Consider the following 25,395-nt stretch of genomic DNA (forward strand, 5'->3'; position numbering starts at 1 on the left):
ACGGCAGAAAGCCGATTGCACTCTCCATTCTTGCCTCCCATGCTTTCCGTTAAGCATATAGGAGTTCGAGCCCCGGCGCGACAACCGCGTTCGCGGCGTCAGATTTCAAACTGAGACACTACCGGATCGCGCGGCCACTTGTTTCGCCCACCGAAAATCTGCTATTATAACGTGCATTCACGCCGACAGACACGCGCAAGCTTCTGTTTTGCTTCAGGTTCCATAGAAGGATCGTCGGCAGGGCATCCGTCGCTTCGGACGGCGGGACACTCAGACACGGTTGGGGCAAGTCCGGATTGAGCAGGGAGGAAATCATGCTCGCGGCGACACGCACAGACCAGATACGCTACCTGACTGCCCAATTGCGGGAAATGCGTAAAATCGCGCAATCTGCAAATCTCGAAATGACAGCCTACCTGATCGACATGGCCTGCGTCGAAACGCAGGACGCTATGCATGCAGAGGAAGACGCCAATAGGCAGGGCAATGGGAGTGCGACATCAATGCACCTCGTGCCGAAGAACTAGACAGCGGCGCTCGACCTCCTGCCGGACGGCGCTGGCAAACCGCTTGTTGCCGTCGCGCGCTTCCATTCGCCGCGCGTGATCGAGCGCGCGGCAAGGTTCGTCGCGACCATAGGCCTGCATGACGATATCCGCAGTGCGATTGATCTCGTCCAGATCGAGAGGCCCCACCATGATACCACTCCACCTTATCCATGCATGAGTAGACGGTAAAATAGCTGAAACATCAACATCGGCTTTGCTCCATTGGCGTGCTACGGCAGGGCTCGCCACGACCGAATTTCGCGGATAGTCTTCAGGAATGTGCAACCTTTATTCGATCGACAAGGGGCCGCAGGCCGTATTGGAGTTCACCCGGGCGATGATCAACCGGGCCGGCAATATGGAGCCTGGCCGGGTCTATCCGAACCAGTACGGCCCGATCGTGCGGGCCGGCGCCGATGGAAAGCGCGAGCTCGTGATGGCGCGCTGGGGCATGCCGTCGCCGCAATTCGCCCTCAAGGGCAAGGCATACGATTACGGCGTCACCAATGTCCGCAACACGGCTTCGCCCCACTGGCGGCGATGGCTCGGCCCGGAGAGCCGATGCGTGGTGCCGGTCACCCGCTTTGCCGAGCCTTCGCCGGTCAAGATCGACGGCAAGACGCCGAACGTCTGGTTCGCGCGTGACGAGGACGAGCCGCTGATCGTGTTCGCGGGGGTGTGGACGCCGTGGTCCGGCAAGCGCAAGGCCAAGGAAGACCCCGCAGACCATGAGCTTTTTGCCTTCCTGACAACCGAGCCCAACGCGATCGTCGGCCCGGTGCACAAAAAAGCGATGCCGGTGATCCTGACCGAGCCGGAGGAAATCGACGTGTGGATGCGCGCCCCCTGGGATGAGGCGAAAAAGCTGCAACGGCCGCTCGACGACGACAAATTGATGGTCGTCGAGGATCCGCGCGAGGCCGCATGACAATCCGCCCGCCTCGCCACGATAGCGACAGTCGCGACCGCTGGCTCGAATGCCAGGAGGCAATGGAGGCGGCGATTCAGGGCGTCATGGACGAAGCGGTCGCCGCTGGCTGGAGCGAGGCGGAGGTTGTGACGGCCGTGATGGAGCTCGCCAATTGCTGGGCATTCGCTCAGGCCGCCCGTCGCGACGTCGATGCTTCTATCGAGGCGGCGATGCTCGATGAACTCGAAAGCGGCACGAAACACTAGGTGGCCGTAGCGCAAATCTGAATCGAAAAAGCCCCGCCGGCACGTGGCCGACGGGGCTCGGATGCGGATCAGGTCCGCCGCGATTTTGGGATAACGACCGCCCGCCTGTCGGTCTATGGCGGGATCGCGCTACTGGACGCGCCGCCAGGCGGACAGCACAGCATCGTCATGGCCCTCGCATGCAGACTGATAGACCTCCTCGAACGCCGCGGCGATGCGTCCGACCAGTTCTGCTCCGCCATCGGTCAGCTTTAGCCGCTCGAAATATTCCGTGACGACCTGGTTCGCCGTCTCCTCGAACCGTAGGAGAGCAAGCCGGAATATCTGCCGTTCTTCCTCAGTCATCGCGCGCCCTCCTGACTGCCGGCACGCTACAGGCTGATCTCACAGCCTGCCAAGTCGCTATGGCGGCGGCCGGCCGGTCCAATAGGTGTAGAAGCCGACTATCCAGCCGGCCAGCGTGACGACACCGATGCCGACCCTGATCAGCCAACGGCCGAGCGTGCCCGCCCCCTGTGCCTGCGATCTGAGCTTGACGACATCGTCGGTGACCGACTGCATCTGATCGACCTTGTGCTTGGTCGTTTCGGTTTCACCCTCGAGGTGCGAAAGCCGATTGCTGACCTCGTCCAGGCGGCGATGGACCACGGCGCGGCTGTCGTCGGCGCGCTTCAAGCGGTCGTCGATGCCTTTCAGCTCGCCCAGGATTTGACCAAGCGTTCGCTCTACGCTCGCATCCGACATGCCGGTCAGTCCCGCGTCTGGCGCCCGTGACGGGCACACTCCGACCGGGTATAGACACCGCCGCCGCACAAGCCGGATATCGTGAGATCGATTTTCATCTGGTCGTCACCCGTCGCGCCGCGCGCGCCGATCAGGTCTGTCCCGACAACGCGCCGCAGCCCGTCACGGTCCACAGGAACCGGATTCGAAGTCGTACAGCCCGCCAGAAGCAACACAGCGACGATACTCAGTACGCCAGTCCTCAGCATTTTCGGCTGCATCGTCATTCTCCTGAGTGATCCGTTCCACGATTCTCGCCTGCTCTGCCGTGCGGCCGGCGCGATAGGCTGCGGTATGAGACCACGCCAGCCCCGCCAGAACGGCCAGGCCGACGCCGATCTTGACCCAAGTGCCGCGGCCGAACATCACTGCTTCCTCCGCTTGCGAATGGCGAGTAGCGCCACAGCCGCCGCGACGAGCACGCCGAAGCCAATCAGAAGCGGCCACGCCACGGTGCTGTCGTCGCGCGCCAAGGGCGGCTCGGCCGGGGCCGGTTCGGCGACCGGCGGTTTCGGATCGGGCAGCGGCGCCGGCGATTGCAGGCCAGCCAAGCAAAGCGCGAGTTCAGCCTTGCGGCGGTTGACCAACCCCTTGATGACTTTACCGCCAGCCTTGTTCCAGCGCGGTAGTTGACGGCAGGCCGCATCGAGATCGCCGGCATTCGCCAGTCGCGCCAGCGTCGATCGACAGAAGGCGCCGATGCCGACATTGTAGGTGAACGACACAAAGGACACGTACGTCTTTTCCGGGATCGCGTCGGGGGCTTTGAGGCACTTGCGCATGCCGGCTTCGTGCTCGGTCAGTGACCCGATGAACAGGGAATCGCACTGCTCTTTGGTGAACCTCATCCCCGGCTTGATGCTCTTGGTCTCGCCATAACAGGCGGTCCAGACGCCGACGACATCCTGATAGGCGTAGAGCCGCAGCCCTTCCCAGCCGCCGGTGAACTGGATCGCGAGCAGACCCGCGCCAGTAATCGCGCCGCCGATGCCGGCGACGAGGCGTGAACGCTTGGCCATCATTCCTCTCCAACCGTGTCTTGAGCGATGAAACGGGCGATCAGCGCCGCAGCGGTGGTCAGGCCCGAGAGCGCCGCGAAGGTCAGCGGCGGCACCGGCAGCACGCCCTGCAGAAGCGGCAAGGCGATCTCTGCCCCCGACAGCAGCGCAGCAAGAAGCATCAGGCGCACGCTCCACGCATGGCGGAGCACGCGGCGCCAGTTGGCGACGAGCGTCATCATCTTTCCTTTCGGATTGTCGAGAAATGCGATAGGCTGAGCGGATGCTGGATTACATCCGAAACGCGCTCCTGTTCGGCCTCACGATTGCGGTGGGCTACGAATTACTCACCCGCATCCCGCCGCCGCCCGAAAAAACAAGGGTCGAGCGCATGGCAGATATCGAGGCCTATTGCGAAGAAGTAAGGACCGGAATCCTTCGGACCTCGATTGTACAGCCAATGTGTGATTAAGCCGGGATATACTCCACGACCGCGTACCCGGTCATTTCCTCGTCGCTGACATTCGGCTCCGTCACCACCATGTTGAAGAACCGCGCGGCCTTGTTGGTGGGCTTCGTGACGGTGACGTTGGTGTGAACCGATCCCAGCGCAAGCGTGCCGCTATCCTCCGCGACAGACGTGGTGGAGCCACCGAAGCCGTATGTGATATTCCCGGTGAAGCCGGTGACGTAAAGTCGCTTGATCCTGACCCCAAACATTGTCGTTGCAGGGATTGAAAAAATCGTCTCGGTGGTGTTTTGCTCGACGCGCTTGTTGATCGACACGGCGATAGTCTCGGTCGGTCCGACGACGCCGGCAATCTCCGACCAATAGCGCCCATCGAGCATGTAATTTCGCGAGGGTGTCAGGCCGTCGCCTGCGGTCGTGTGGGCATCCGTCCCGACCGAAGGGGTGAACATGATGCAGTCGGCACCAATCTCCGAAATTCGAGTTTGCAGGAGGCGCGCGCTGGTTTCATAAGATGATGTTGAAACCGGGGTGTAATAGTCGTTGGTCCCGGCCATCATCAAGACGCGCCGGGGCGAATGCGCCTCGACATCGGCGGCAAAGCGGCCCAGAAGATCGCTCATCTTATTCCCGCCGACACCTTCCTGGATCAGTTTAGACGTGGGCTTTCTGGCAAGAATGCGGTCGGTGATGTGGCCGAAAGCCACCCATGAATCGCCGAGAGCGACGGTCAGCAGATTGCCGTAGTCCGGCGTCTGCTCTTCCACCGAGAGGATTTCGATTAACGCCACGGCGAAGCCGACGCCGATAGCCTGCGCTCCGATGCTGACCTGCAAAGTAGACAAATGCTTTGCGTTAAACGCCAGTTCAAAAACGGTCGGGTGGCGATGGGTTTTTTCCAGAAGGCTGATCGCAGAACCGCCCTGCAATACAGTGACTCGCGTTTTCGCACTATCAGCCGAGCCCGACTCGGTATTCGGTGTCATGACGACCCGGCAGACGTAATTGCCCGCTGGCAGGCTGAATGTCGGCGTTTTCATCCCGTCCAGTGCAATAGTCGCGACGAACTTCCGGGCGGCCTTCGTGGTCGAGCCCGGGTTGTCATACGACAGCGCGGACAGCGCGCTTTCAGTCGGCGAGCCCACCGGAATATAGTCGTCGCCCGTGACCCATCGATGCGCCAGGCGGTATCGCTTGCCGACATTTCGCAGCATGAAATCTGCGATGGCGTAGTAGCCCCATTTATTGGGGTGGGCCTGATCATTGTAGAAATTCGAGACATGCGCGCCGCTCGCGACCGCTGCTTCGAGTGGGCCTTTGAGATTGAGCGTCAGCGACGAGATCGACTTGATGACGGCGGTGTAACACAATCCGTCCGTACCAAGATACACAATGAGCTGGTTTTCGTAGAACTCAGCGGCAGCGGCGACGACCAACGCATAGGCGCCGGCTGAGGCTGACGCGCTCGTCGTGGTCGCATAAATGCCGCCATCTTCGGGGTCTGCGGAGTTCCAACCCGTGCCTTTCAGCACGCCATAATGCATGTCCACGATGGCCGGGAAAGCCGGAAGGACCAAGGGACGGTTCGGGACGACATCATACCATTGCGACCCGCTTGGATCGAGGCTGACCTCGATGTTCGCCCCGTTGCCGTCATCCGACCCTGCCTGCTCCATGACGAACAGATTTTCGTCGCCGGCCTCATCCCATCCAGACACCGCCACAAAGTCAGGGGCGACAGTCGGATTGTACGCTCCTACGGTCGCGATATCCGCAAAGACGTTCGGGACGACGCTCGACACGGCTGCCTGTGCGGCATCGCGCGCGGCCTCGGCATCGTCTCGCGCTGCTTCCGAAGCCGCCTGCGCCGCTTCGGCTGCCGCCTGGATAGCAGTACTCGCCTGATCGGAGAGCATCTGGAAGGTGGAACCGTCCTTGTAACCCGCGACCGCGGTTCCACCGACAAGCCCGCCAATCGCCGGGTTGTTGCCGGCCGCCGTCTTGATCGTCAGCGCACTGCCGCCGTTGAACGATACCGTGACCGGTGTGCCCGTATTGGTCAGATTGATCGGCAGGACGATCAGTTGGCTTTCGTTGATCGGCAAAGCGGTCGTTGCAGCGATGGCATTGGCCGAGCCGCCAGCATCTGTAGCGCGGATAAACGAGTACCCCGGTACGTCGCCGACGCGCGACCACGAGCCGGCGCCGCTCGCACCGCTTTTGACGTAAAGGCCGTCATTCGACGTGCTATCGCCAATCACCAGCGCGGCCGTACTCGCGTCATGGGCAAGATCGGCGTCGAGCGCGGCCTTGGTTTCGTAGATGAGGAAATTGCCAGCCGCTACCGCTGCATCAATGATGCGCTCTAGCTCAGTGCCCCACGTCTGGGCCTCGCCATTGACGACGCCGCGCGGCGTGCCACCGGCATCTTGGGGCGCAAAGATAGACGCTGCCAGTTTTGTAAAAACGGACATTCAAAGTCTCCGAATTTTCAGGGTAGTGGGGTCGGCTTACGAGCCGTCGTTTTCGATATTCGCGGTCGGCGTTCCGGCCGTGTCATCGGACGTGTAAGTGGTCACGCGGTAGTAAAGCGGCAGGTCTTCAACGGCGAAATCTGTGTCTTCGAAATTGTACGTCTGGCCGGGGCGTACCTTGATGTCCGACCCCTTTTGGACCCATCCGCCGGAACCCGTGTCCGAGCGCTCGACCCGCACGTATGACGCCCGGAGTTCCGGCACCTCGATATCGAAAGAAAAGCTCGGCATTACGGCCCGCCTCCCCCGCCAGCGTCGTAGACAATGTTGGAAATCGTTACCGGGCCGCAGGCCGTGTTATCGACGCCAAGGCCGGGAGTGTCGTCTATCTCCAAGGCCGCGCCATAATCGGACGGCTCGCCGCTGCCGCTGTTGTATGCCATGTAGCGAAAATCGAGCGGATCGCCCGCAAGGTCTTCCACCAGCCATCCGACCCTTGAGCCCGGATAGCAGTTCATCACCTGCCACCTCTCGGGCCGGTTGGGATACGCCGTGTACTCCCGCATGATCGGCGCATAGCGATCCGCGCCGCTCACAGTGCCCAAAGCAACGCGGACCTCCTTCGAGGCATCGGGATAGGTGATCTGCAAGGCTTCCGTCGGTGCGCTCGGCGTGGCAATCTCCGAATTGATCGGGATCGGCGGGACTTCCGGGGCGGGATCGGCGTAATCCGCCGCCTCCATGGCCTCAAGCGACGGGATGACCTTGAACGGGATCGTCACCTTGCCCGTTTTGCCATTGGCCACCGGAGCGCCGATCTCGCATCGCTGCGCAACGCCGCCTATCGTGATGTCCGCGTAAAGCAGGCGCAACGCCGCCCAGCCGGACATTTTCGTGACGATCTCGCCAACGTCCGCACACTCCATCGCGAATTTACGCCGACCAATCCTTTGAGCCTGATAGGCCGAAGGGCATAGACCCAATTCAAGGTCCAATGCCTTCTCGCCATAGGCGTCTATTTCGTCCTCGTTCCGCGACCAGTCGGCACCAGAATATGACCCACCCGAGATTTCATGCAGCGGGATTTCAGCGATCTTATAGCGGCGCTCCGACGAGTAATATTTGATGTTGACGATGTTCGGACGCTCGACCGCATCGGGGCCGGGTTTCCACGAAACCGAATAGATATCATCGTCGGTGAACGCGATTTCCGCTTCCGGTTCATCGTCAACAAGCTGGAACCAGTATTTATCGTCGGCCGACTTCCTGCGCTGCGCTCCGATGCTTTCCAGAAGGTCAATCAGGATATCGCCACGCGCGCCCTCAGCCGCCCATACGCCACCGGCCCTACTGCGCTGTTCCGTCCCGCCCGGTACCGTTACGGCGGCTTCGGCTCGGGTTGCCTCCGATGCAATCAGCGTCCAGTCGTAATCGGCCTGCGCTCGACCATACAGCCGCGCGTCCACCGCAACGGCATTCAGGATGCCATTCTGTGTCCATTCCCATGTGGATTTATCAGCGAAACGCTGCGAGCCGGACCCGCCATTGGTACTGTCCTGTCGCGGATCGTAGACAGGCGGCATTCGCATGAGCTTGATAAGCTCAAGCTCCGGGCCATTGGAAAACAGCTTCTGGTATTCCTCCGGGTCGTCCGCGATACCCGGAGAACTGATGATCATCAGCGTTTGCGCAATGCCAGGAACCGTATGATCGGAGGTCCAGAGCGTCGGGAATGCAGCGGTCAAATCCGACCATGCCGTGTCGGTGTCCGAGCCGTCCTTTTCTTTCAGCGTGACGCGCGAATTGACCGCGCTGATAATCCCGGTGCCGCCGTCGAAAGTCGGCGGGTCGCCAAACGGGGGCGTAAGGACTTTCCCGTCCGTATGAACCACAGCCTCTTGGCCGTTGATGTAATACGCCTCCACATAGTCGATTTCGCCGCGCACATGACCGAAAAGGCGATAGATCGTCTTGCCGCTCGAATTGCCGTAAAGCAGCACAGTCGGCGCTTCGGCCCGGCCAATGCCGTTGAACTCGCTGACTTCTTCGGCGCGGATCGTGGATTTCTGATCGCCGGGACGCGGCAGCTTTCGCCGGCCAAGAGCGGATGACAGCAGGCCCGCACCAATCGATGCAGCGGCAAGAACCGTAGACCCGATTGTAGCTGCCGAAACCGCTGGCAAAAGCGCGCCAAGACCGGTATTGAGAAAGCCCGTGATGATGAGCGACCCGAGCGATACGGGATCGGCCCACGCATGGACCGTCATGGCCAGCAGCGAAGCGCCAGCCAAAAGCAGTTTTTTGAGCATGGACTAAATTCGCCAGACAGCCGCGACACGCATGGGCGGGACCACGGCTATGCCGGTCTCAGCCTTGACGTATCCGAATTGGTGATTTGCAAAGATGATGCCGCGCCGGCAGTCCGACATATCCAGAATGCCGACATCGCCGCACGACACGTCTTCGATATCGATTTCATAGGCCCGCGTTTCGGCCAGAGCGGCCCGCCAGAGCGCGACAAGCCCGCCCGCCTTGGCAATGAGCCTCGCCGCCTCGCCGCGCGTCTCGTAGGCCGGCAGAGGGACTTTCTGCCCCGTCGCAACTTCGACCCAAAGCGCCGGCCATGCCGAACAATCCGACACGCCCCATACGCTCTCCTTGTCCTGCCATTCCTCGATGAAAGACATGAACAGGTCGCGGCGCTTCACTTGCGAATTTCCTTGATGTCCACGCCCATGAAATCGAGGCCCTTCACGTCCGCGCCGAAACGCTTGCGAATGCCGGCCGGCGACCATTTCTCAGCGGTGGAGAAGTTCTTGGCCTGATCTTCGCCTTCGATGGTGATCTGGATGGCCCTTTGAGCACCGCCACCTTTCTTGGCGACCTCAACGATGGTCGGCGCAGTCATGCGGCCGGCCATGACCTTCTTCCACATCACCACTTCAAAGGTGCCGGCCTTGAACAGCGCAAAGTAAACGTTCGCGGCCTTGCCCTCCAAGGTCCGCGCCGTGGATCGCATTTCTGCCAGGAACTCCGGCTGCGCGCCTGAAATGACGATACCGACCGCCGCCGCCTGACCAAGCCGTTGATCGTGGATCGCCTCAACGGCAACCATCTGCCGGCCATTGGGAGACGACACGCCCTTCCATGTTTCGCCGTTGACCGTTACCTCCCCGAGGCCGCCATGAAACCGCAGTATTCCGAGCGTCGGATGGTCAAGATCGACATGGATCGACTGAGCCGCGTGCGGGCTTCGCAGGATCGCAAGATCGGCGGACGAAAACAGATTGGCCATCGTCAGTCCGTGAAATACGTGCGAACGTCGTAGTCGAAGACCTCGAACAAGGTCACGGACGCCCCTGTGATCGCAAAGGCGTCACGCGGTGCCGAGCCGGCGTCTTCGCTCTCCATCCGCATTGCAAGAGTGGGGCGAAGCGTGGCGTGGTCGTCGGTCGTGATCGCCTTGCGCAGCGGAGGCCAGACGCGATACGTGCCCGGCACGATGACTTCGGTGATCATGTACATGCCGAGATGGAACGGCTGGAAACCGATCAGGTCGCCATAATCGAGGCCGTGGCCCCATGACGTTCCCGCCAACGAAACTTGCGTGGCATCCCGAGACGCATTCGATGCAACCGCGACGATAGGCGGAGAAGACGCCCAGTTCTTCCCGTTCGACCACGGCTGACCGTTCGACCACGGTTGACCTGCCCGCCATTCGTCAATCGTCGCATCAACGCCCATCTGTGCAAGCGACAGGCCATCCCAATCGCAGAACGGTACTCTCGTTGCATTCGCCCCGCCGTGCATGGACGTGATCCAGCCGCGATAACGCCTCGCCAGTTGGCCGCGAAGGTTTGGAAAGCCGAACTGGAATTTCCAACCGCCGAACGCCGATGACACGGTTTGGGTATACCCGCCCAACGTCGTGTTCGCCTCGGCGCCATCGGTGCGCGGGCCGGACAACGGAACGCGGCTGTTCGCCCGCAGCCCGTTCGGCCACCATACCAGTCGAGCCATTAGACGCCCCGCACCTGCTGAGTATGGATGATCGCCTTGACCTGACGGGGAAGATCACGCTTGAGGCCGCGAACCTCGTCGGTCAGTCTCGCGAGAGCCGGCGCATCGGCGTTGCGCGCATCGATGTTGATAGGCATGTTGAGCGACATGCCTTGCGCACCGGTGGCCTTCGGAAGGCGAAGGTCAACCGGGATGCGCCGCCCATCGGGAAGCGGAACCGCAGCCTCCGGGCCGGCCTCTCCGAAAATCGCCGCGGTGCGCGACACGCCGCCACCGGCATAGCGTTTCAATGGAGGGCCGTGCGGCCTGCCCCGCGATGCAATACCGCCATCGGCAAACCCGAAAATCCCGCCAAGAAGATTGCCGAAACCGCCACCGCCGAAGACCGACGAGAGCGCGATATCAAGGAGCTTATCAGCAACCCGGCTTAGCGCATTCGACAGCGCGTCGGCCGCCGATGCCCCGCTTTGCAGGTCACGAATGAACCCGCCGACGAAATCCTGACCGATGTCGCTGATTTCCTCCATCGTCTCTTTCGAGCGGCGGAGCGCGTCTTCCTCTTGCGCGATCTGCTCGACCAGTTCGGCGATCTTGGCCTTCTGTTCTTCGGTCGCAGCGGAACCGGCGCGGCGGAGCATGTTGGCCTTTTCGCGCTCAAGATCAGTCGCGCCGATCAGGTCAAGCTCGCGCTGAAGCTCGGAAATCAGTGCGGTAACGGCATCAGCTTCGCGGAGCACGGCCGCTGCGGAGGCATTTCGTGAACCACCACCACCTCCACCGCCGCCTCCACCCGATGGCCGGGTCGGGAGGACTGTCTTCTTAGCCGTGCCTCGCAATCCGGCGCGGGACGCCTCTTGGGCAAGCGCATTGGGATCGCCCGGAGTGCCGACAACATAGCTCCGCTGCGCTTCCGAGTTCATTACCTGAATCTGGCCGCGAAGCTGTGCGATCCGATCTTCGACCACACCTATCGCGGCCAGGGCCTCGGTATTGTCGAAGCCGAGTTCCGTGTTCTTCTCGATTGTCTGCTGAAGCTGAACAATGCGGCGCTCTAGGCTGTCGATCTCCTGTTCGACCGCATCAACCGTTTCTGGTGCATCCGAAAACAGATAGTCGGCCAGCCTGACCACCGGCAGATTGCTCAGGAAATCGCGGGCCTTGTCATCCAGCGTTTCGATGATCGGGATGACAGTGAGGATCGCGGACTTGGCCGAAATCTCGAAACGACGCCACGCCTTGGCCCACTCGTCATCAAGTTCTTCGGCCTTGCGGATCAGCTTTTCATCGATAGTGCCGCCGGCTTCTTCGGCATGACGCGCCATCTCATCAAAGCCGAGCGCCCCGTTCTTCAGTGCGTTGACGAACGCCGCACCGCCTCGACCGAAAGCCTCGGTGGCAAGCGTCATTTTTTCCTGCTCGGACGCCGCGTTTTGCACCAAGTCAGCATAAACCCGAAGCAGTTCCTCGGTCGATTTGAACCGACCGTTCACATCGCGGATCGAGACACCGTTGGCTTCAAGAATTTCGAACAGGCGCCCGGTGCCCATCGACGCTTCGCCGACGCGCTTGGCAAACTGTTCCATGCCCTTGGTGAATTCCGATTGGCTCACCCCGGCCAATTCGAACCCAAATCGCAGTTCCTGGAACGCCTTCGCCGACAGGCCAACGCGATCCATCTCCTTGCCCATCTGGGAAAGCTCGGAGACAACGCCCTTGATGTTGTTGACCAGCCCCACCGCGCCACCGGCAAAGATCGCGCCCGCAAACGCCCCGGCAAACGAACGGCCAATCCCCGCCGCGCTCGCCGAGACGCTCTTGTTCATCTTCTGGAAGCGCGTCTCGATCTGCCGGGCGCGACGATCTGCCGTCTGATTGGCCTTGGCCAACTGCCGTTCGAAGGTCCGCTGCGTCGCCTCAAGGCGGACCACCAATCTTTCAACGTCGACCGCCATTAGAACCCCGCAATACCCATCTCGGCCAACCGATCTTCGGAAATATCGCCGCCCTTCGGCTTGGCGCCGTTGGCAAGGAGATGGCCGTCAGCAGCAGCCATGAATTCCCACAGCGTCATGGTCCCGATAGGCTGGTGGATTATTCCGGCCCATCGGTAGAAGCTGGAGAAGCGCCATCGTCCGCGCGGGAGAGGTTCCGGCTCGTCGCCTCCCCCGCTTCCGATTCCCCCACCGGATCATCCTCAACGCCGTAAAGTGCCGCTGCCAGAACGGCATGGGCCGTCATGACGGAAGCGCCCAAAGGCTCGTCTTCGACGTGCTTCTTGACCATCTTGCGGGCCTCGGCCTTGTCCATGCCGCCGCCTTCGAGCCCGAGTCGGATAGGCTGGACCACGTCATCGACGGTCCATTGCCCGGTGGACAATCGTTTCAGCACGAATGCCGGGCCGGCATCGCATCGCTCCTGGAGCGCGCGAAGAAGTTCGATGGTGAGCAGAAAGGAGTTTTCCCCGCCGGCCCATGTCAGTTCCACGCCCTTGGACATTACGAACCCTTGGCGGTGCGGGTCGGAACGCCGTCGAACTGGATTTCGATCTCGGCAGTGACCCGCTGCCCCTTCTCGCGCGAGTTGCTCAGGCTCGCCAAGAGGGCGGGCCCACTCTCAATCGTGGTGTCGCCAGTCGAACCATCGGCGACAACCTTGGCGTTGCGGACGCGAACATTCAGGGTCGATCCGCCATACCACCAGTCCAGCATCTTTTCGTGGCTCTGGAGAGCCCAAACGCCGGTGCCGGAAATCGAAACCTCCTGAGACCGAACCTCCCGCTCAATGGCGAGCGGGAGCCCCTCGTTGTCGCAATACGGGATTTCCGAAGTGTCGATATTCGAGGTACGAGTGATGGTCGCCTGGATCATGCCGCATACGGCGGTGTAAGTGCCCGACGCGCCGACAGGATCGAACTCGACCTCGACAATCAGTTCTTCGAATTTAGCAGTGGTGGCTCGTGCCATTTTGGTTTCTCCGTGCGGGAATAGGCCGGTGAAGCACCAGCCGAATTGAGGGCTCCTTGCCCGTCTCAGGTGATGGGCGTTATCCCGCCCGCTTGGCGCGCTTGTAGGCGCGTTTCTGTTCCGGCTTCGGGCTTTCCACCCGCTCTGCCGCGCCGGCCTTCACGGCCGCGTCAATGACCCTGCCGGGAAACTCTTGTGGGGTGTGGCTCGGCCTGATCTCGATGCACACGGCGCGCTCCGGGCGGAAATCGAAATCGAACGTTTTGGTAAACCGGGCCCAAGGCATCAGCTTTCCTCCACCATGCATTCGACCGTCACAACGCCGTGCGCCGTGATGTTGTCGGGGTCCTTGAAAAACCGGAGGCCCGTCACGCGCATTTCAACCAGCGCATTGACCGTCATCTCACCGGCATATTCGTGCAGTGCAGCCTTGACCGCATCGGCAAGCGACTTCACTTCCTTCATGCGGCCCTGTTGGCGGGACCAGCAATCGAGTTGAACCGTCTCGATCCGACCCGTCATGCATTCGGCATCGTCCTCAACCACATCGGAGGGGCCGAACGTGACATACGGGAAATCCACGTTGCCCGGCACGTTGTCATATATCCGGTCTCCACAGACAGAATGGACGCCGGCATCCTCCACCAGGCGATCATAGATCAGGGATTGCAGTTCGTTCGACGCGCTCACTTCGCACCTTCCTTCAAGCCCTTCTTGATGGCCCTGTTGATGCGACCCTTGGCGCGGCGTTTATTCGCTCGATACGAGACAAAGAAAAATGGCGAAGGAAGCAACTTCACTGTCCCGAACTCCACCCACCGGGCATAGAACGCCTCGCTGTTGCCGGCAAAGATCGTGATGCTTTCGCCGCCCACGCTACTGGACTTCGCGAGCGTGACCGATCCTTTCGGGGCTTTTCCCCACGTCCAGCCTATGCTCGCCTTCAGATCGCCGCTATCGACCGGGACCAGACCCTTGGCCATAGCCACGATTTCATCGGCGCTCTTTTCCATCGCCGCCCGAACCGCGCGCCTCACGCGATCCGGGATGGTGCGGGTCAGCTTTCTTTCAAGCGACCTCAGACCCTTGACCATTACGCCGAGCGGGCGATGATGCCGATCTGATACGTCGCGGCCGCGCCCGAGGAATTGGTGACCCGCAGAATATCGGCCGTGGTCGCGGTGACCGTCCCGATACCTGCCGCGTCACCAGCACCGATCACGAAGAACCCGCCCGGCTTGATCGGGCCGACGGTCGGCGTCGTACCGCTCAGGAATCCAAGGAACGGCGCGGAACTGCCGCCAATGGTCAGGTCGGTGGTGTTTGCCGGTGTCCCGGCCTTCGGCGCATTGATGATGAAGATCGCCACGACTTCCGCCATGGTGATTGTCGATCCGAATGCATCAGAAAGCACGCCGGCAAGATCGATATCGTCATCCGCCCCGGTCGCTACGGTGCGCTCGTCGAAGAACGCGATATCGGCCTTGTTCGCCGTGGTCCCGTCCGTCAGGGCGAGCGCCTTTTCCATCTTCGGATTGAAGTTCGGCCCGCCGAAATCGTTTCCGCCCGTCTGCGAAGCGGTGAGGCGAAGCAGGATATCCGCTGTCAGTGCCATATCGTTCTCCTATGTGGCCACGCCGCTTTCGGCGAGAAACTGCACGAATTGCCGGTCCTTGGTGATTTCTCGGGACCGGATGTTGAAAATCTCCCCGGAGCGCTTGTCCACGATCCGCCACGCGGCATCGACGCCGCGCGTTTGAGAGGAAGACCGAACCGTGACGACGGTCGGCTGCCGCCCGGAAAGACGGGCCGCTTGAACAGGCTCGGAACCCCGAAGGCGTTGGTAGCCGGCGCGATAGACGAAACGTTCGGCCCAACCGTCTTCCGTCCCGCCCTGCCCATCGGAACCACTGACCGGTTCCTGAAACCCAATCCGCTCAATCAGATCGCCGGCGCCCATCAGAAGAACACCCGCCGATATGGGGTAATCAGCCGGTCGACCGACATTGGAACGCTCTGTACGCCCTTTTCCTCTGCCGCTTCCCGGTTTTCATACCAATGCGCGGCAAGCTGCATGATCGCGACCTTGATGGGAGCCGGCACGTCCGTCGCATTGGCCCCGAAGCCTGCCGTGAAGGTGACACGCACCGCATCGGATCGGTCAGTATCGAGGGCTGGTGAAGTGAATGCCTGGCGGTAGCGAACCAGTGAGCCTGTCGCGATCTCGACCAGTTCATAATGGGAGCTCGGCAAGGTCTGGTCCGCGCCATCGGCGTCGGTATACGCAACAGCCACAGCCGAGACATCGCCGAAGGGAAGTACAATCTGGCAGGCCGGCCAGCACGGCAAATCGATGCGCCAGTCCTGATTGATGATGGCCCGCCCGAGTATCCCCGTCCTGCCGTCCAGATGGCCGACCGCGGCAGCGAGGTACGATTGCAGGATTTCGTCATCATCGACAAAATCCACGCGCGCCGCCGCTTTGAACTCGGCAAGCGACACCGGATCGCTGGAAGGTGCGGAGACGCGGACAGGCTTCATCATGGGATCAGACCGTGACGAAATGGAAAGTGCCGGCCTTGGACGCGCCGCCATTCGCGATGACGATCTTGATCCGGCCAGCCACTGCAATCATGTCGTTGACCGCAACGCCGCCAGATGCATAGAGCGCGGCGACACCTGCCGTAGAATGCGTGGCCTGACGCGGCGCGACGGTTGCCGATGCGTTGACGTCGTTTTGGGTCCACAACGTCTCGCCGGTATCCTCAAGCGTGATCGCGAAATCAACGCCATCGGCGAAGTCGGTTTTGACGTAACGGATCCGCGACAGAAGCCCGTTGACCTGATCGGAATAGGCCGTAGCGCTCCCATCCGACGCGGTGGCGACCGCCACCGAATATCGCTGGACGTGCATGGCCTAACTCGACGCCACGATGCCGGCGTTGCGCAGCGCGGCAAGGATGCTGTTGACGGCCGTCTCAATGGCGTCGTCGTCGTTCGCGTAGGTGCCGGTCACCGTGATATCGGAGATGGCCGTGGCTTGCGTCCCGTTCGCGGGGGTAATGGTGCCCGCCACACGAATCTTGGAGCCGGCCGGCGCGACCAGATCGCCCGTGTTCTGCTCGAAATAAACACCGCCTTGCTGAGACATGGTGCTCTCCTGTCAGATTGAGGAAGGTGAGGACGGGCCGAAGCCCGCCCCATCAGTTCGACACGTAGGCCGTATCGCTGATCGTGGCGCCCTGCGTCACCGGAGTGCGGTAGGGCTTGAGGATGGCAATGACCTCGCCATAGGCGATGTTGGCCGCAGAAGACTTGCGGGTGGCCTGCACATACCGCTTGGCCGGCCGGCGAAGCTCAGCCACGAGGCCAGTACCGTTCAGGTCATCGTTGGTTGCGGAAGTCGCCGTAGCTGCCGCCCCGGTCACCGCCGTCATGTCGTCGTCGGAATCGGCGTCCGACTGCTGGATTTCGAGCGTGGCGACGCCGGTGGCAACGCTGTCCGTGATGGTGGTGTAGAACGTCACGGACTCGTAGCCCGTCATGTCGATGCGGATCGAGTTGCTGTCGATGGACGAACCGGCCGAAACCGCCGCGCCCATGTACCGAAATTCGAGATTGTCAGAAAGACCGCGCATGGCCCTTTTCCTTTCGTGAATGGGGATGAGGCGGCGGCCAAAACCGCCGCCGTTTCGCTTAGCTCGCCGCGATCTTCATGAGCTTGATGCTCTCGAAATTCGCCACGCCGCCGCCCACGCGCTTGGTGGTATAGAAATGCACGTAGGGCTTGTTGGTGAACGGGTCGCGAAGGACACGGATGCCCTGCCGATCCACGATCAGGTAGGAGCGGCGGAAGTCGGCGAACGCGATGGGGAACGCGTCCGTGTTGACATCCGGCATGTTGTCGTCGGTCGAGACCGGATAGCCGAAGATCGACGCCGGCTGGCCGACGCTCATTCCCGGCTGCCACAGATACTGACCCTGCCCGTCCTTCCATTTGCGAATGGTCGCCACGGTCAGGTCGTTCATGAGCCATCGCGCGTTCTGGCGATAGCCAGCCCGCAGGGCATGAACCATGTCGATCAGCTTGTCGGCCGGGTTCGACGAGGCGAAGGCGGAAGCGGCGCCCGACGCGATGTAGCCGATCTTGCCCCAGGCATAGGAAGCGTTGGCCACCTTGTCATAGGACAGGATGCCGCGAGGCTTCAGGATGCCGTTGCCCGAGACGAACGCCGCGCCTTCCTGATCGGCGAACTCCATCTGGACCTCGCTCGCCAGCCATCCGCCGATATCGATGGTGGCGTCATCGAGCACCGTCTGGGTAGCCGCAGGATTGGCGTAGATTTCGAATACCGGGAACTCAAGCGCCGAAAGCGTCGGGCCGGTGGTTTCGGGACGCGACTGCTCCTCGCCGACCCAGCCGGACGACGCGCCCTGCATATTGATCAGCTTTTTGTACATCTGCGCCGAAATCGTGATCGACGTGGACAGGGACCGGAGCGTGGAGACAGTGCGAAGAAGCTCGTTGATGCCCTGCTCGGTCTGGTCCGGGACCACGTAACCGCCATCCTCGTCATGGCTGGATCGCAGCGCCGCCTTGACCTCCAGATCGCGCAGGCCGGCTTCGGCGCCCTTGCGGAAAAACTGGTTGAACGCCTTGGCGTGCTCGGCGCGGGCCGGGTCATGATCGCCCTGCGACCCGCCGACCTTCACGGCGGCAAGTGCCGCGTTGACCTCATCCAGCGACTTCTGGAGATTGGTGATTTCCGCATTGATGCGGTCCACCTTCTCGGTCTGCACTACATCGGCGAACTTCGCCTCGATCCCCTTCAGCTCAGTTTCCCGCTCGGCCTTGAAGTCCTCGAAAGTCTTCTGCAGCTCGGCGAGAATTTTGGCGGCGTTGCCGGAATCCGCGCGCACGCCGACCAGCCCGCGGGCGCGGGTGTTGAGTGCCATGGTCATGGCTTTCTCCTGTTCAGGTTTTGATGGTTTCGATCAGCCGCTGGATCGCGGCTATGTCTACGCCTGCATCACGCGCGGCGGGGTTGCGGCTTGCATCACGCGGGGCCGCACTGGTGACGCCCATCTCCGAAAGCATTTCGGAACGGACCTCACGAGAAAATCCGGCTCTTGCCAGAGCCGCTTCGGTCTGTCGCCGGGCCATAAGCGCCCGGTCCATGTTCTTCGCGTCGCCCGAGGGCGGTTCAATGCCCTCGTCCAGAACATCGGCGAACCCGCGATCGATGGCTTCGGTCGGCCCCATGAACGTTTCCGCGTCCATCAGGGCCTCGATACCCTTGCGATTCATGCCGGTGCGGGCCTCGTAGATATCGACAATCGCACTGTCGAAGCCGTCGAACATCGCCGCGACTTCGCGCATTTCATGCTTGTTGCCGATCACCATGCCCCACGCGTTGTGGACCATCATGAACGTGCCGAGCCCCATCTTGATCTCATCACCGGCCATGGCAATGATCGACGCGGCGGAAGCGGCCCAGCCCATGACCTTCACGGTCACTTTTGCCGGATGCTCTCGCAGAAGGTTGTAGATGGCGATGCCTTCGAACATGTCGCCGCCCGGCGAATTGAGCTTCACGACGACATCGTTCTTGCCGATCTTCTGAAGCGCGGCGCGGATTCGGTTCGCGGTCACACCTCCACCGGTCCAGAAATCCTCGCCGATGAAATCGTACATCGAGATTGTGTTTTCCTCGCCATCGTCGGCGGCAAACGGGGTTTCGGCCCACCTCGCCAGCACGTCCGAAGGCGCGTCGAACTGGAAATTCTTCGGCCTCTGGAATGTCTTGGCCTCAGGAAGGTTACGCAGGCTCATCGCCATCTCCTTTGTCGGCGTCCTTGCCGCCTGCCGTGTTCGGCGGGTCGTAGTAGATATCCCCGCCCTCTCGCGGGTTTTCATCCTCAAGGGCGCGGACCTCGTTCGGGCTGTACACGCCCCATTGGAGCATCGAGACGTAGAAGCCCTGCCGGGCTTTCATGTCGGCGCGCACCAGAGCGTTCCGGTTAAACCGCGCGTAAATGTCCGGCTCGTCGACCAGATCGCGGTTGATCGTCTCTTCCCAGATCGTCAGATCGTCTTCGGCGCTGAAGGTCACAAAGCCTTGCGTTTGCGCCTCGATACCCGTCCCCCAGCTCGTCGACTTTTCGGTATCGCCGATCATGTGAGGCGGAACGCCGAAGAACATCGCGATGTCGGTGCGCGAGAATTTGCGGCTCTCGATCCACTGCGCGTCTTCGGCCGTCATGGAAAGGTTGGCCGGTGCCATGCCCTCCTCAAGGATCAGTGCTTTGCCGTCGCTCTCCCCACCGGCCCGGTATTCGTCGAGGCTCGCCTTGAGGAACTTCAGCCCTTCCGGCCCGAGCTTGCCTGGATGCGAAAGCGCCATCGACGGGCGCGCCCCGTTCCTGAATACCGCTGCACCGTGATTTTCCATGGCAAGGGAAAGGCCGATGGTCTCCCGCGCATAGGCGATCACCGAAACGCCGGTCACGCCATTGAGCGTCAGCCCCACGAGATGGAACACCTCGTCCTGTGCCAGTTCGATCTTCTGCCGATCCTTCCTCGTGTAGGTGTACCTGATCGACAGATCGTCCCTCTGCTCAACCGTCACGTGGTCCGGGTGGAGCGGGATCAGTTCCTTCACGACGCCACGCGACCGCACGATCATGGCGTAGGCATTTCCGCGAAGCAGAAGATGGGCTTCCATCATCCGCTTGAACTGCGCCGGGGTCTGCCAACGGTTCGGCCGGCGCCGGAAAATCTCCCACAACGGATTGCCGGACGCGTCTTCTCGCGTCCTGTCGTCGACCCTGCGCTTGATGTGGAGCGGCAGATTGGCGACGACACCGGACCTGATGCGGACGCATGCATAGACGGCCGCGACACGCATGGCTCGGTTCGGCGTAACCGGAACGCCAGAGCCCGACACTTCCCCCGCCAGCATAGCGGCTGCCAGCTCGTCAGGCGTATTGATGACAACGCCGCCGCCCTTGCTCTGGTAGGACGCGCGCGGCTGACTGGCCGAGGACGACGCCCCGAACCATCGGTTCCAAAATGCCATATCGCTTCCTAAAGGACGAGGACGCCGCGTTCGCTGTAGACGGACGGGCCTCGGGACTCCATTTCGCTCGTGGCCGATCCGACCGCCATTGCGATAGTCACCATGCCGTCTATCCGCCCTCGCGACTGCTTCTTGTCGAACCACTTGTTCTTCTGCGCGTCGTGGTTGAGAAACGTATTAGCGGCGCAGATCGTCGTCATACGGTTGCGCTCGATCGTCAACGTGCCCTTCAAGATGTGATCTTCAAGATGCCGGATCGACACCGGCATGCAGAGCATCTTGTCTTCGAAGACCACCTTGCCGCCCTGACCGTGACGGATGATCTTGAGACCCTGACCTTCCGGCTCGTCATCGCCCTCGAACAGCCAGACCGCGAAACCGATATCGTCGCACGCCCGGATGAAGTCCTGGATGAACGCGGAATCCACGACCAATTGAACAACATCATGGCTGGCGCAAAGCTGCTTCACCCGATCCGCGACGAACGTGAAATCAATCGTCGTGCTCGGGGTGATTTCCAACTGTCCAGCTTCCGCGATCTCGCGGTAGTTCACCTTGTCCGCGACGGCCCGTTCCGCCAATCCGTACTGGCAGGTCCAGTACCAGGTTTTCACCGCAAGGCTTTCGCCTTCCCAGCAACCCGACAGCGCGGTCAGATCGTTCTTTTGCGACAGGTCGAGTGACAGATGCAGGCGCCGGCCGCGCATCTCGTTTTCGTCGACGGCGCCTTGTGTGCTTTCCCATGCGTCTTCCGAAATCCAGAACCCGGCCGTTCCGACAGGGATACCGAAATAGAGACGCTTCGTCGTCAGCGCGGTCGAAAGCATCTGCTTCGAGGTCTCTACCTCCTTGCGGACATTCTCAATCGGATACGTGATGCCGAGCGCCGGGAGCGACTTCACCCAGCACGATTCATCGTTGAAAGGATCGTCGGTCTTGTCCGTCCGCGCGATGTAGGCGAACGCCCCGTCGTCGGTATATTCGCCCTTTAGAACCTTCTGAAAATATTCGCTGTACTCGGTGCCCACGATCTGATCGATGGACGGCGTATTCGTTCCAAGCACCATCATCGGATCGCCGCTCATTTTCGCAATGGCGGCGCGCCAAATCTGAATGCCCTTCGTGGTCTTCATCTCGTGAACTTCATCACCGAGCACCAGCGTCGGCTTCGGACCCGATATCGCGTCGGAGTTCGCTACCGGCTCGAATTTCGATGACGATGCCGGGTGCTCGATCTTCCATGCGTTGTCGCCAACGCCGCGAATGATCACCCGGCCAGAACTTTCCAGCGTCTCGCCGCCCTTGCCTGGGATCGCAGCCCGGCACATCGCAACTGCGTCCCGGAACATGACCTTGGCCGTGTCCCGGTTTTCCCCGATGCAATAAACCTCAGCGCGAGACTTCTTCCGGCCAACCGTTTCGTATATGCCGAGCCCGGCCATTAAAGGCGATTTGGCCTGCCCTTTGCCCGTTTCCATCCACACGAAACGGAAGCGCCGAAGCCCGTTCTTGTCTCGCCATCCGTAGATAGACCCGACCACGAATACGTGCCACGGCAGGAGGTGGAACGGCTGGTCTTCCTTCGCCCCTTCCGTAATCGTCAGGACAGCCGGGAAGAAATCAATCGCTCGCTCTGCCTGCTCGACATCCCATTTCAGACCGCGCTTTTGGCCGTACTTGATATCTGAAAGGTGACGACGCGCAGCGAGCCTGACGAACTCCCCAGCAACGATTTTTCCCGCCACGACATCCTGCGCATAGCCCGTCGTGCGGTCAGTCGAGATAGTCATCTGCTTTCGTTGGATTTGCCGGCGCAGGCTTTTCCGACACGTCGCTATGCCTCAGATCGAGCCGAAGCTGGTCCTCGAATTTCGCCATCCGGTCATTGAGTTTTTCACAAGCAGACCAGTTGAAGTTGAAAACGTCTCCGCCGTTCGGTCCGGTCTTCACCGGCCCCTCCGATGCAGCGATAGGGTAGAGCACGGCATATTCCGCACACGCTCGGGCATATCGATCCGCGATCTTCAGGCGCGTCTCGGTTATCAGCCCCTTTTCATCAAGCTCGCCGACAACCTCGTGCCAGACCGCTTTGGCCTCCGCCTCTTTCTCCGCATCGCCTCTGAAAATGTCCGCGTATCGCGGTTGACGGGGCTTGTTCATGTTATGTTATAACACCCGTACCCTAGTTCGAAACTGCTCTCAGTGAATTTGGAGTGGGGGCGCGGGTCTATTCCGGAAAGGCCCCAGACTTTCAGATACCCCCCCTTGGCGGCTCTAGCGCTCACCAAGACGGACGAACCCTATCGGCTGTCGGTCGACCGTGCGGAATACCTTCCTGCCGTCGTGGCCCAGAAGTCCTGTATCGACCGGCTTTTGCTCATCTTCGTGAACCGTGCGAGCAAGGCTGTCACTGCCGTTGTGCCATTCCCAGTACAATTCCGAGTTGGCCGGCATCGAAACGTAGCGAGGCATTAGGCGCTCCTATTCCACGGATGGTTCGGGCTTGTGGGGCGACCATCGGCATCGTGGCCAGCCACGACATAGTTCAGCTTCTCAGCCTTAATCCGGCTCGGATCGTTGTGCCGTGCCTCAATGCTCGCGCATGGGCCGTCGTGACAGCCCTTGCATACAGACCAGAGATTGGATTGATCGAAGAACAGGCTTGGCGAGAGATAGGCCGGCTCCAGATGGTCGACCACAGCCGAGCGGGGCGATTGTCTGCCCTCCGACAAGAGCACGCCGCACATCCTGCACGTGAACAGGTCGCGCACCAGCACCTCGCGCCGGAGCGCTATCCAGCGTGCGGTCTTGTATTTGTGGGTGTGGGGATGGTTGGTCTGCTTGAATTTCGGCAATAGGAATCCAGGCGCGGATTGGTGAGACATCCGCATGCGCTCGGCGAGTATTCCCGTTTCTGACGCTAAGGTCCGCCCGACAGCCGCAAATCACCTTGCCGAGAATATAAACCTACCCTTGCTTGAGCGCAACAATCTCTGCCGGCTTCACCCACGGAGAGCCGAGCGGGCCAAGGTCGATCTGAATGCGGTCCTCGCCATTGGTGCGAACCACAGTGGCCGAAACCCCGTGAAGGATATTCTCCAGCTTATTGACCAATACCGTCGCCCCGGACGGGAATTGCCGGTCGAGCGATACGGCCCTGTGCTTTGAGGCGGCGCGTGTGTCGTCAAACTGCATGTCGACTTCGGCGAGATAGATGGCCTCAACGTCTTTGGCGTCCACGGCGATTGGATGGTCCGCCTCGTCGCCAAGCAGGCGCTCTACTCCATTACATGCACGGACGAACCCAAAATGCTGGGCTGCGGGCGGCAAACCGACAAATAGATAGCGCAGGAGAAGGGGCCGCTCGATCAGTCGGTATGTGTTGGACCTCTTGTTCCATCTTTCGATGCGCTGCCGGGGCAGATAGACCGCAAAACCGGATTTACGCAGGTTGTCGGCCGCGATCTGCTCGCCCTTGATAGCTGTTCGGACAGCATACCAGACCATCGTCAGGTCAATCACAGCCTTCACGTCTGGTCCTTCCCGATCCGGGTTTCGTCAAGCATCGCCACCTACCGGGCGCCCAGTGCGCTTGTCGTCGCTCGCGTTCGGAATACTCGCCAAGACCTCCGGCGTCATGCCGTACCGGGCTCGGATAGAGGCGCGCGCCACCTCCTGCTCTTCGATCTTCGATTGATCGTATCGGGCGATGAAACGCTGGTACGCCGACCTGACCTTGGCGCGGGCATCGGATGTCTTGGCCTCGTGAGAGGCGTCAAGATCGGCATTGAGACGCGTCTGGTCCGATCTCCTTTGCGCCCGGCGCGCCTCCTGCCGGTACCAATCCATGGCCTTGTCGCATTGACCGCGAAGCTCGGGCGGGCTTGGGAAGAACGGATGCCCCAGCGCGTTTTTCAGGATCGCCTCCACCGCCTTGACCAGCCCGTGCCGCGTCACGCCGTCCAGCGCCATGTGATAGGCCGCCTTATCCAAGCTTCCCGAGGATGTCGCCCGAGACGGCAAAGACCCGAGCGCCGCCAGAGCCTGCGTCTTGTCGGCTTCCGTCGCCGGCTTCCAGATATCCTGTCGGTTTGTCGGTAGTGTCATCGGGGATCAGCCTTTGTCGCATGGCGTCTTCGCGGAAAAATTCACCGAGGGTTTGGCGAGGCGGGGAATGGCCGCGAGCGGGTGTTCGCCTGTCGTCGGCAGCCTTGCGGCACCAATTGCGCCAAGTCGCCGGCCAATCGAGCTTCACGCCCTTCTGGCCGGACACACCTCGCCAATAGTCGCGAAACTTCGCAGCCTCGCGCTGTGCATTGGCGTCGGATAACCCCTCGGCCCTTGCGGCCTGCATGTCGGGCTGGAAATCGTCAGGAAGGCGTGAGCCGCGCTTTTTGGAAGAACCGTTAGGTTCTTCTTTTTCTATCTTCTCTGTCTCTGTATCTGGGGCCGTCACCTTGGCGTCACGTGACGTTACTGTGACGTCACCGTTATGGTCACAACGCGCCCCGGAAACGTCACCTTCAAGCTTTCGCTTGCGATAACGGCGCTGGCGCTCTGCTGCTCCGTCACTCGCAAACTGACGGTCGCCCCATTTTGCCACCACCCCACCAGCGATGCGGCCAGCACTTTCCAACTCATCTTGAATAGCAAGAATCCCAGCATCGTCGCATCGAAGAAAGTAAGCCGCCTCGGCGGCGTCGAGGTCGAATTTTCCACCATCATTAATCTCCGCTGCGCTTTCCAGAATGGCGCCCCAAACCCACACGACCCTTTCGACGGGTTGCTTGGATCGCACGGCCACGCCGACAAGTTTTTCGTCGCGCATCATTCCCGCGTAATGGCGAAACCACCGGCTCACTGCCGCCCCTCATAATCCCCGGCA

General features: G+C 61.1%; 37 protein-coding genes. 4 read left to right on the forward strand and 33 right to left on the reverse strand.

The window, feature by feature from the left end; translation table 11 throughout:
• The first annotated feature begins 314 nt into the window (after nt 1–314).
• Nucleotides 315–527: a hypothetical protein gene (locus tag GN330_RS16380; RefSeq protein WP_156713807.1), complete on the forward strand. Its 213-nt coding sequence runs from the start codon at nt 315–317 to the stop codon at nt 525–527.
• Here GN330_RS16380 and GN330_RS16385 read toward each other — a convergent pair.
• The gene (locus tag GN330_RS16385; protein WP_156713808.1) at nt 501–698 is read right to left on the reverse strand and encodes a hypothetical protein; all 198 of its coding nucleotides are present in this window, start codon (nt 696–698) and stop codon (nt 501–503) included. The two genes, GN330_RS16380 and GN330_RS16385, sit on opposite strands and share 27 nt — an antisense overlap.
• A gap of 127 nt (nt 699–825) precedes the next feature.
• Here GN330_RS16385 and GN330_RS16390 point away from each other — a divergent pair, with 127 nt between their 5' ends.
• Nucleotides 826–1,476 (forward strand): SOS response-associated peptidase, encoded by a 651-nt coding sequence (locus tag GN330_RS16390; RefSeq protein ID WP_156713809.1) that lies wholly within the window; start codon nt 826–828, stop codon nt 1,474–1,476.
• Nucleotides 1,473–1,724 carry a hypothetical protein gene (locus GN330_RS16395; protein ID WP_156713810.1) on the forward strand — a complete coding sequence of 84 codons (252 nt, stop codon included), beginning with the start codon at nt 1,473–1,475 and terminating at the stop codon, nt 1,722–1,724. Before GN330_RS16390 ends, GN330_RS16395 begins: the two co-directional genes overlap by 4 nt.
• Nucleotides 1,725–1,853: 129 nt before the next feature.
• On the opposite strand, the gene GN330_RS16400 is transcribed toward GN330_RS16395, so the two are convergent.
• The 5 genes from GN330_RS16400 to GN330_RS16420 all read right to left on the reverse strand — a co-directional run bounded on the left by GN330_RS16400 (nt 1,854) and on the right by GN330_RS16420 (nt 3,744).
• Nucleotides 1,854–2,069 (reverse strand): hypothetical protein, encoded by a 216-nt coding sequence (locus GN330_RS16400; RefSeq protein WP_156713811.1) that lies wholly within the window; start codon nt 2,067–2,069, stop codon nt 1,854–1,856.
• 57 nt (nt 2,070–2,126) lie between these two features.
• On the reverse strand, nt 2,127–2,468 hold the full coding sequence (locus tag GN330_RS16405) for a DUF1515 family protein (protein WP_156713812.1): 342 nt from the start codon (nt 2,466–2,468) through the stop codon (nt 2,127–2,129).
• A 162-nt stretch (nt 2,469–2,630) separates the two neighbouring features.
• Nucleotides 2,631–2,873: a hypothetical protein gene (locus GN330_RS16410; RefSeq protein ID WP_156713813.1), complete on the reverse strand. Its 243-nt coding sequence runs from the start codon at nt 2,871–2,873 to the stop codon at nt 2,631–2,633.
• Nucleotides 2,873–3,526 (reverse strand): lysozyme, encoded by a 654-nt coding sequence (locus GN330_RS16415; protein WP_156713814.1) that lies wholly within the window; start codon nt 3,524–3,526, stop codon nt 2,873–2,875. Before GN330_RS16415 ends, GN330_RS16410 begins: the two co-directional genes overlap by 1 nt.
• Entirely contained in the window at nt 3,526–3,744 is a 219-nt protein-coding gene (locus tag GN330_RS16420; RefSeq protein ID WP_156713815.1) for a DUF7940 domain-containing protein, read from the reverse strand. The genes GN330_RS16415 and GN330_RS16420 overlap by 1 nt, the downstream gene beginning before the upstream one ends.
• Nucleotides 3,745–3,788: 44 nt before the next feature.
• Between GN330_RS16420 and GN330_RS16425 the strand changes: the two genes are divergently transcribed.
• On the forward strand, nt 3,789–3,977 hold the full coding sequence (locus GN330_RS16425) for a hypothetical protein (protein WP_156713816.1): 189 nt from the start codon (nt 3,789–3,791) through the stop codon (nt 3,975–3,977).
• Here GN330_RS16425 and GN330_RS16430 read toward each other — a convergent pair.
• The 27 genes from GN330_RS16430 to GN330_RS16560 all read right to left on the reverse strand — a co-directional run bounded on the left by GN330_RS16430 (nt 3,974) and on the right by GN330_RS16560 (nt 25,338).
• Entirely contained in the window at nt 3,974–6,448 is a 2,475-nt protein-coding gene (locus GN330_RS16430; RefSeq protein ID WP_156713817.1) for an SGNH/GDSL hydrolase family protein, read from the reverse strand. The genes GN330_RS16425 and GN330_RS16430 overlap by 4 nt on opposite strands.
• 36 nt (nt 6,449–6,484) lie before the next feature.
• The gene (locus GN330_RS16435; RefSeq protein WP_156713818.1) at nt 6,485–6,739 is read right to left on the reverse strand and encodes a hypothetical protein; all 255 of its coding nucleotides are present in this window, start codon (nt 6,737–6,739) and stop codon (nt 6,485–6,487) included.
• Nucleotides 6,739–8,757 carry a hypothetical protein gene (locus GN330_RS16440; protein ID WP_156713819.1) on the reverse strand — a complete coding sequence of 673 codons (2,019 nt, stop codon included), beginning with the start codon at nt 8,755–8,757 and terminating at the stop codon, nt 6,739–6,741. Before GN330_RS16440 ends, GN330_RS16435 begins: the two co-directional genes overlap by 1 nt.
• A gap of 3 nt (nt 8,758–8,760) precedes the next feature.
• Nucleotides 8,761–9,156 carry a DUF6950 family protein gene (locus GN330_RS16445; RefSeq protein ID WP_156713820.1) on the reverse strand — a complete coding sequence of 132 codons (396 nt, stop codon included), beginning with the start codon at nt 9,154–9,156 and terminating at the stop codon, nt 8,761–8,763.
• The gene (locus GN330_RS16450; protein ID WP_156713821.1) at nt 9,153–9,743 is read right to left on the reverse strand and encodes a transcriptional regulator; all 591 of its coding nucleotides are present in this window, start codon (nt 9,741–9,743) and stop codon (nt 9,153–9,155) included. Before GN330_RS16450 ends, GN330_RS16445 begins: the two co-directional genes overlap by 4 nt.
• 2 nt (nt 9,744–9,745) lie before the next feature.
• A complete protein-coding gene (locus GN330_RS16455; RefSeq protein ID WP_156713822.1) occupies nt 9,746–10,468 on the reverse strand; it encodes a hypothetical protein in 723 nt (240 codons plus the stop codon).
• On the reverse strand, nt 10,468–12,420 hold the full coding sequence (locus tag GN330_RS16460) for a hypothetical protein (protein ID WP_156713823.1): 1,953 nt from the start codon (nt 12,418–12,420) through the stop codon (nt 10,468–10,470). Before GN330_RS16460 ends, GN330_RS16455 begins: the two co-directional genes overlap by 1 nt.
• A 139-nt stretch (nt 12,421–12,559) precedes the next feature.
• Nucleotides 12,560–12,964: a gene transfer agent family protein gene (locus tag GN330_RS16465; protein ID WP_156713824.1), complete on the reverse strand. Its 405-nt coding sequence runs from the start codon at nt 12,962–12,964 to the stop codon at nt 12,560–12,562.
• Nucleotides 12,964–13,431 carry a phage tail tube protein gene (locus GN330_RS16470; RefSeq protein WP_156713825.1) on the reverse strand — a complete coding sequence of 156 codons (468 nt, stop codon included), beginning with the start codon at nt 13,429–13,431 and terminating at the stop codon, nt 12,964–12,966. The genes GN330_RS16465 and GN330_RS16470 overlap by 1 nt, the downstream gene beginning before the upstream one ends.
• Before the next feature lie 79 nt (nt 13,432–13,510).
• Nucleotides 13,511–13,717, reverse strand: a complete 207-nt coding sequence (locus tag GN330_RS16475; RefSeq protein ID WP_156713826.1) for a hypothetical protein — start codon at nt 13,715–13,717, stop codon at nt 13,511–13,513.
• Nucleotides 13,717–14,121 carry a DUF3168 domain-containing protein gene (locus tag GN330_RS16480; protein WP_343040789.1) on the reverse strand — a complete coding sequence of 135 codons (405 nt, stop codon included), beginning with the start codon at nt 14,119–14,121 and terminating at the stop codon, nt 13,717–13,719. Before GN330_RS16480 ends, GN330_RS16475 begins: the two co-directional genes overlap by 1 nt.
• Nucleotides 14,118–14,525, reverse strand: a complete 408-nt coding sequence (locus GN330_RS16485; RefSeq protein ID WP_156713827.1) for an HK97-gp10 family putative phage morphogenesis protein — start codon at nt 14,523–14,525, stop codon at nt 14,118–14,120. The genes GN330_RS16480 and GN330_RS16485 overlap by 4 nt, the downstream gene beginning before the upstream one ends.
• Complete coding sequence (locus GN330_RS16490) at nt 14,525–15,046, reverse strand: hypothetical protein (protein WP_156713828.1); 522 nt, start codon at nt 15,044–15,046, stop codon at nt 14,525–14,527. Before GN330_RS16490 ends, GN330_RS16485 begins: the two co-directional genes overlap by 1 nt.
• Before the next feature lie 9 nt (nt 15,047–15,055).
• Nucleotides 15,056–15,391 (reverse strand): head-tail adaptor protein, encoded by a 336-nt coding sequence (locus GN330_RS16495; RefSeq protein ID WP_156713829.1) that lies wholly within the window; start codon nt 15,389–15,391, stop codon nt 15,056–15,058.
• Complete coding sequence (locus GN330_RS16500; RefSeq protein ID WP_197435209.1) at nt 15,391–15,975, reverse strand: head-tail connector protein; 585 nt, start codon at nt 15,973–15,975, stop codon at nt 15,391–15,393. The genes GN330_RS16495 and GN330_RS16500 overlap by 1 nt, the downstream gene beginning before the upstream one ends.
• Before the next feature lie 4 nt (nt 15,976–15,979).
• Nucleotides 15,980–16,345, reverse strand: coding sequence for a hypothetical protein (locus GN330_RS16505; protein ID WP_156713831.1), 366 nt, complete (start codon nt 16,343–16,345; stop codon nt 15,980–15,982).
• 3 nt (nt 16,346–16,348) lie between these two features.
• Nucleotides 16,349–16,582 carry a hypothetical protein gene (locus GN330_RS16510; protein WP_156713832.1) on the reverse strand — a complete coding sequence of 78 codons (234 nt, stop codon included), beginning with the start codon at nt 16,580–16,582 and terminating at the stop codon, nt 16,349–16,351.
• A gap of 52 nt (nt 16,583–16,634) precedes the next feature.
• The gene (locus GN330_RS16515; RefSeq protein ID WP_156713833.1) at nt 16,635–17,069 is read right to left on the reverse strand and encodes a hypothetical protein; all 435 of its coding nucleotides are present in this window, start codon (nt 17,067–17,069) and stop codon (nt 16,635–16,637) included.
• Between the two features lie 58 nt (nt 17,070–17,127).
• A complete protein-coding gene (locus GN330_RS16520) occupies nt 17,128–18,393 on the reverse strand; it encodes a phage major capsid protein (protein ID WP_156713834.1) in 1,266 nt (421 codons plus the stop codon).
• A gap of 13 nt (nt 18,394–18,406) precedes the next feature.
• Entirely contained in the window at nt 18,407–19,270 is an 864-nt protein-coding gene (locus tag GN330_RS16525; RefSeq protein WP_343040791.1) for a head maturation protease, ClpP-related, read from the reverse strand.
• On the reverse strand, nt 19,251–20,510 hold the full coding sequence (locus GN330_RS16530; RefSeq protein ID WP_156714246.1) for a phage portal protein: 1,260 nt from the start codon (nt 20,508–20,510) through the stop codon (nt 19,251–19,253). The genes GN330_RS16525 and GN330_RS16530 overlap by 20 nt, the downstream gene beginning before the upstream one ends.
• A gap of 8 nt (nt 20,511–20,518) precedes the next feature.
• Nucleotides 20,519–22,300, reverse strand: coding sequence for a terminase large subunit (locus GN330_RS16535; RefSeq protein ID WP_156713835.1), 1,782 nt, complete (start codon nt 22,298–22,300; stop codon nt 20,519–20,521).
• Nucleotides 22,284–22,670, reverse strand: coding sequence for a P27 family phage terminase small subunit (locus GN330_RS16540; protein WP_156713836.1), 387 nt, complete (start codon nt 22,668–22,670; stop codon nt 22,284–22,286). Before GN330_RS16540 ends, GN330_RS16535 begins: the two co-directional genes overlap by 17 nt.
• Before the next feature lie 311 nt (nt 22,671–22,981).
• Complete coding sequence (locus GN330_RS16545; RefSeq protein WP_156713837.1) at nt 22,982–23,395, reverse strand: HNH endonuclease; 414 nt, start codon at nt 23,393–23,395, stop codon at nt 22,982–22,984.
• A gap of 82 nt (nt 23,396–23,477) precedes the next feature.
• Nucleotides 23,478–24,041, reverse strand: a complete 564-nt coding sequence (gene nusG, locus GN330_RS16550) for a transcription termination/antitermination NusG family protein (RefSeq protein ID WP_156713838.1) — start codon at nt 24,039–24,041, stop codon at nt 23,478–23,480.
• A gap of 27 nt (nt 24,042–24,068) precedes the next feature.
• Nucleotides 24,069–24,482: a hypothetical protein gene (locus GN330_RS16555; RefSeq protein WP_156713839.1), complete on the reverse strand. Its 414-nt coding sequence runs from the start codon at nt 24,480–24,482 to the stop codon at nt 24,069–24,071.
• Nucleotides 24,483–24,495: 13 nt separating this feature from the next.
• Nucleotides 24,496–25,338: a hypothetical protein gene (locus GN330_RS16560; RefSeq protein WP_156713840.1), complete on the reverse strand. Its 843-nt coding sequence runs from the start codon at nt 25,336–25,338 to the stop codon at nt 24,496–24,498.
• Nucleotides 25,339–25,395 lie beyond the last annotated feature (57 nt).

The sequence above is a fragment of the Nitratireductor arenosus genome, assembly GCF_009742725.1.
Taxonomy (GTDB): Bacteria; Pseudomonadota; Alphaproteobacteria; order Rhizobiales; family Rhizobiaceae; genus Mangrovimarina; species Mangrovimarina arenosa.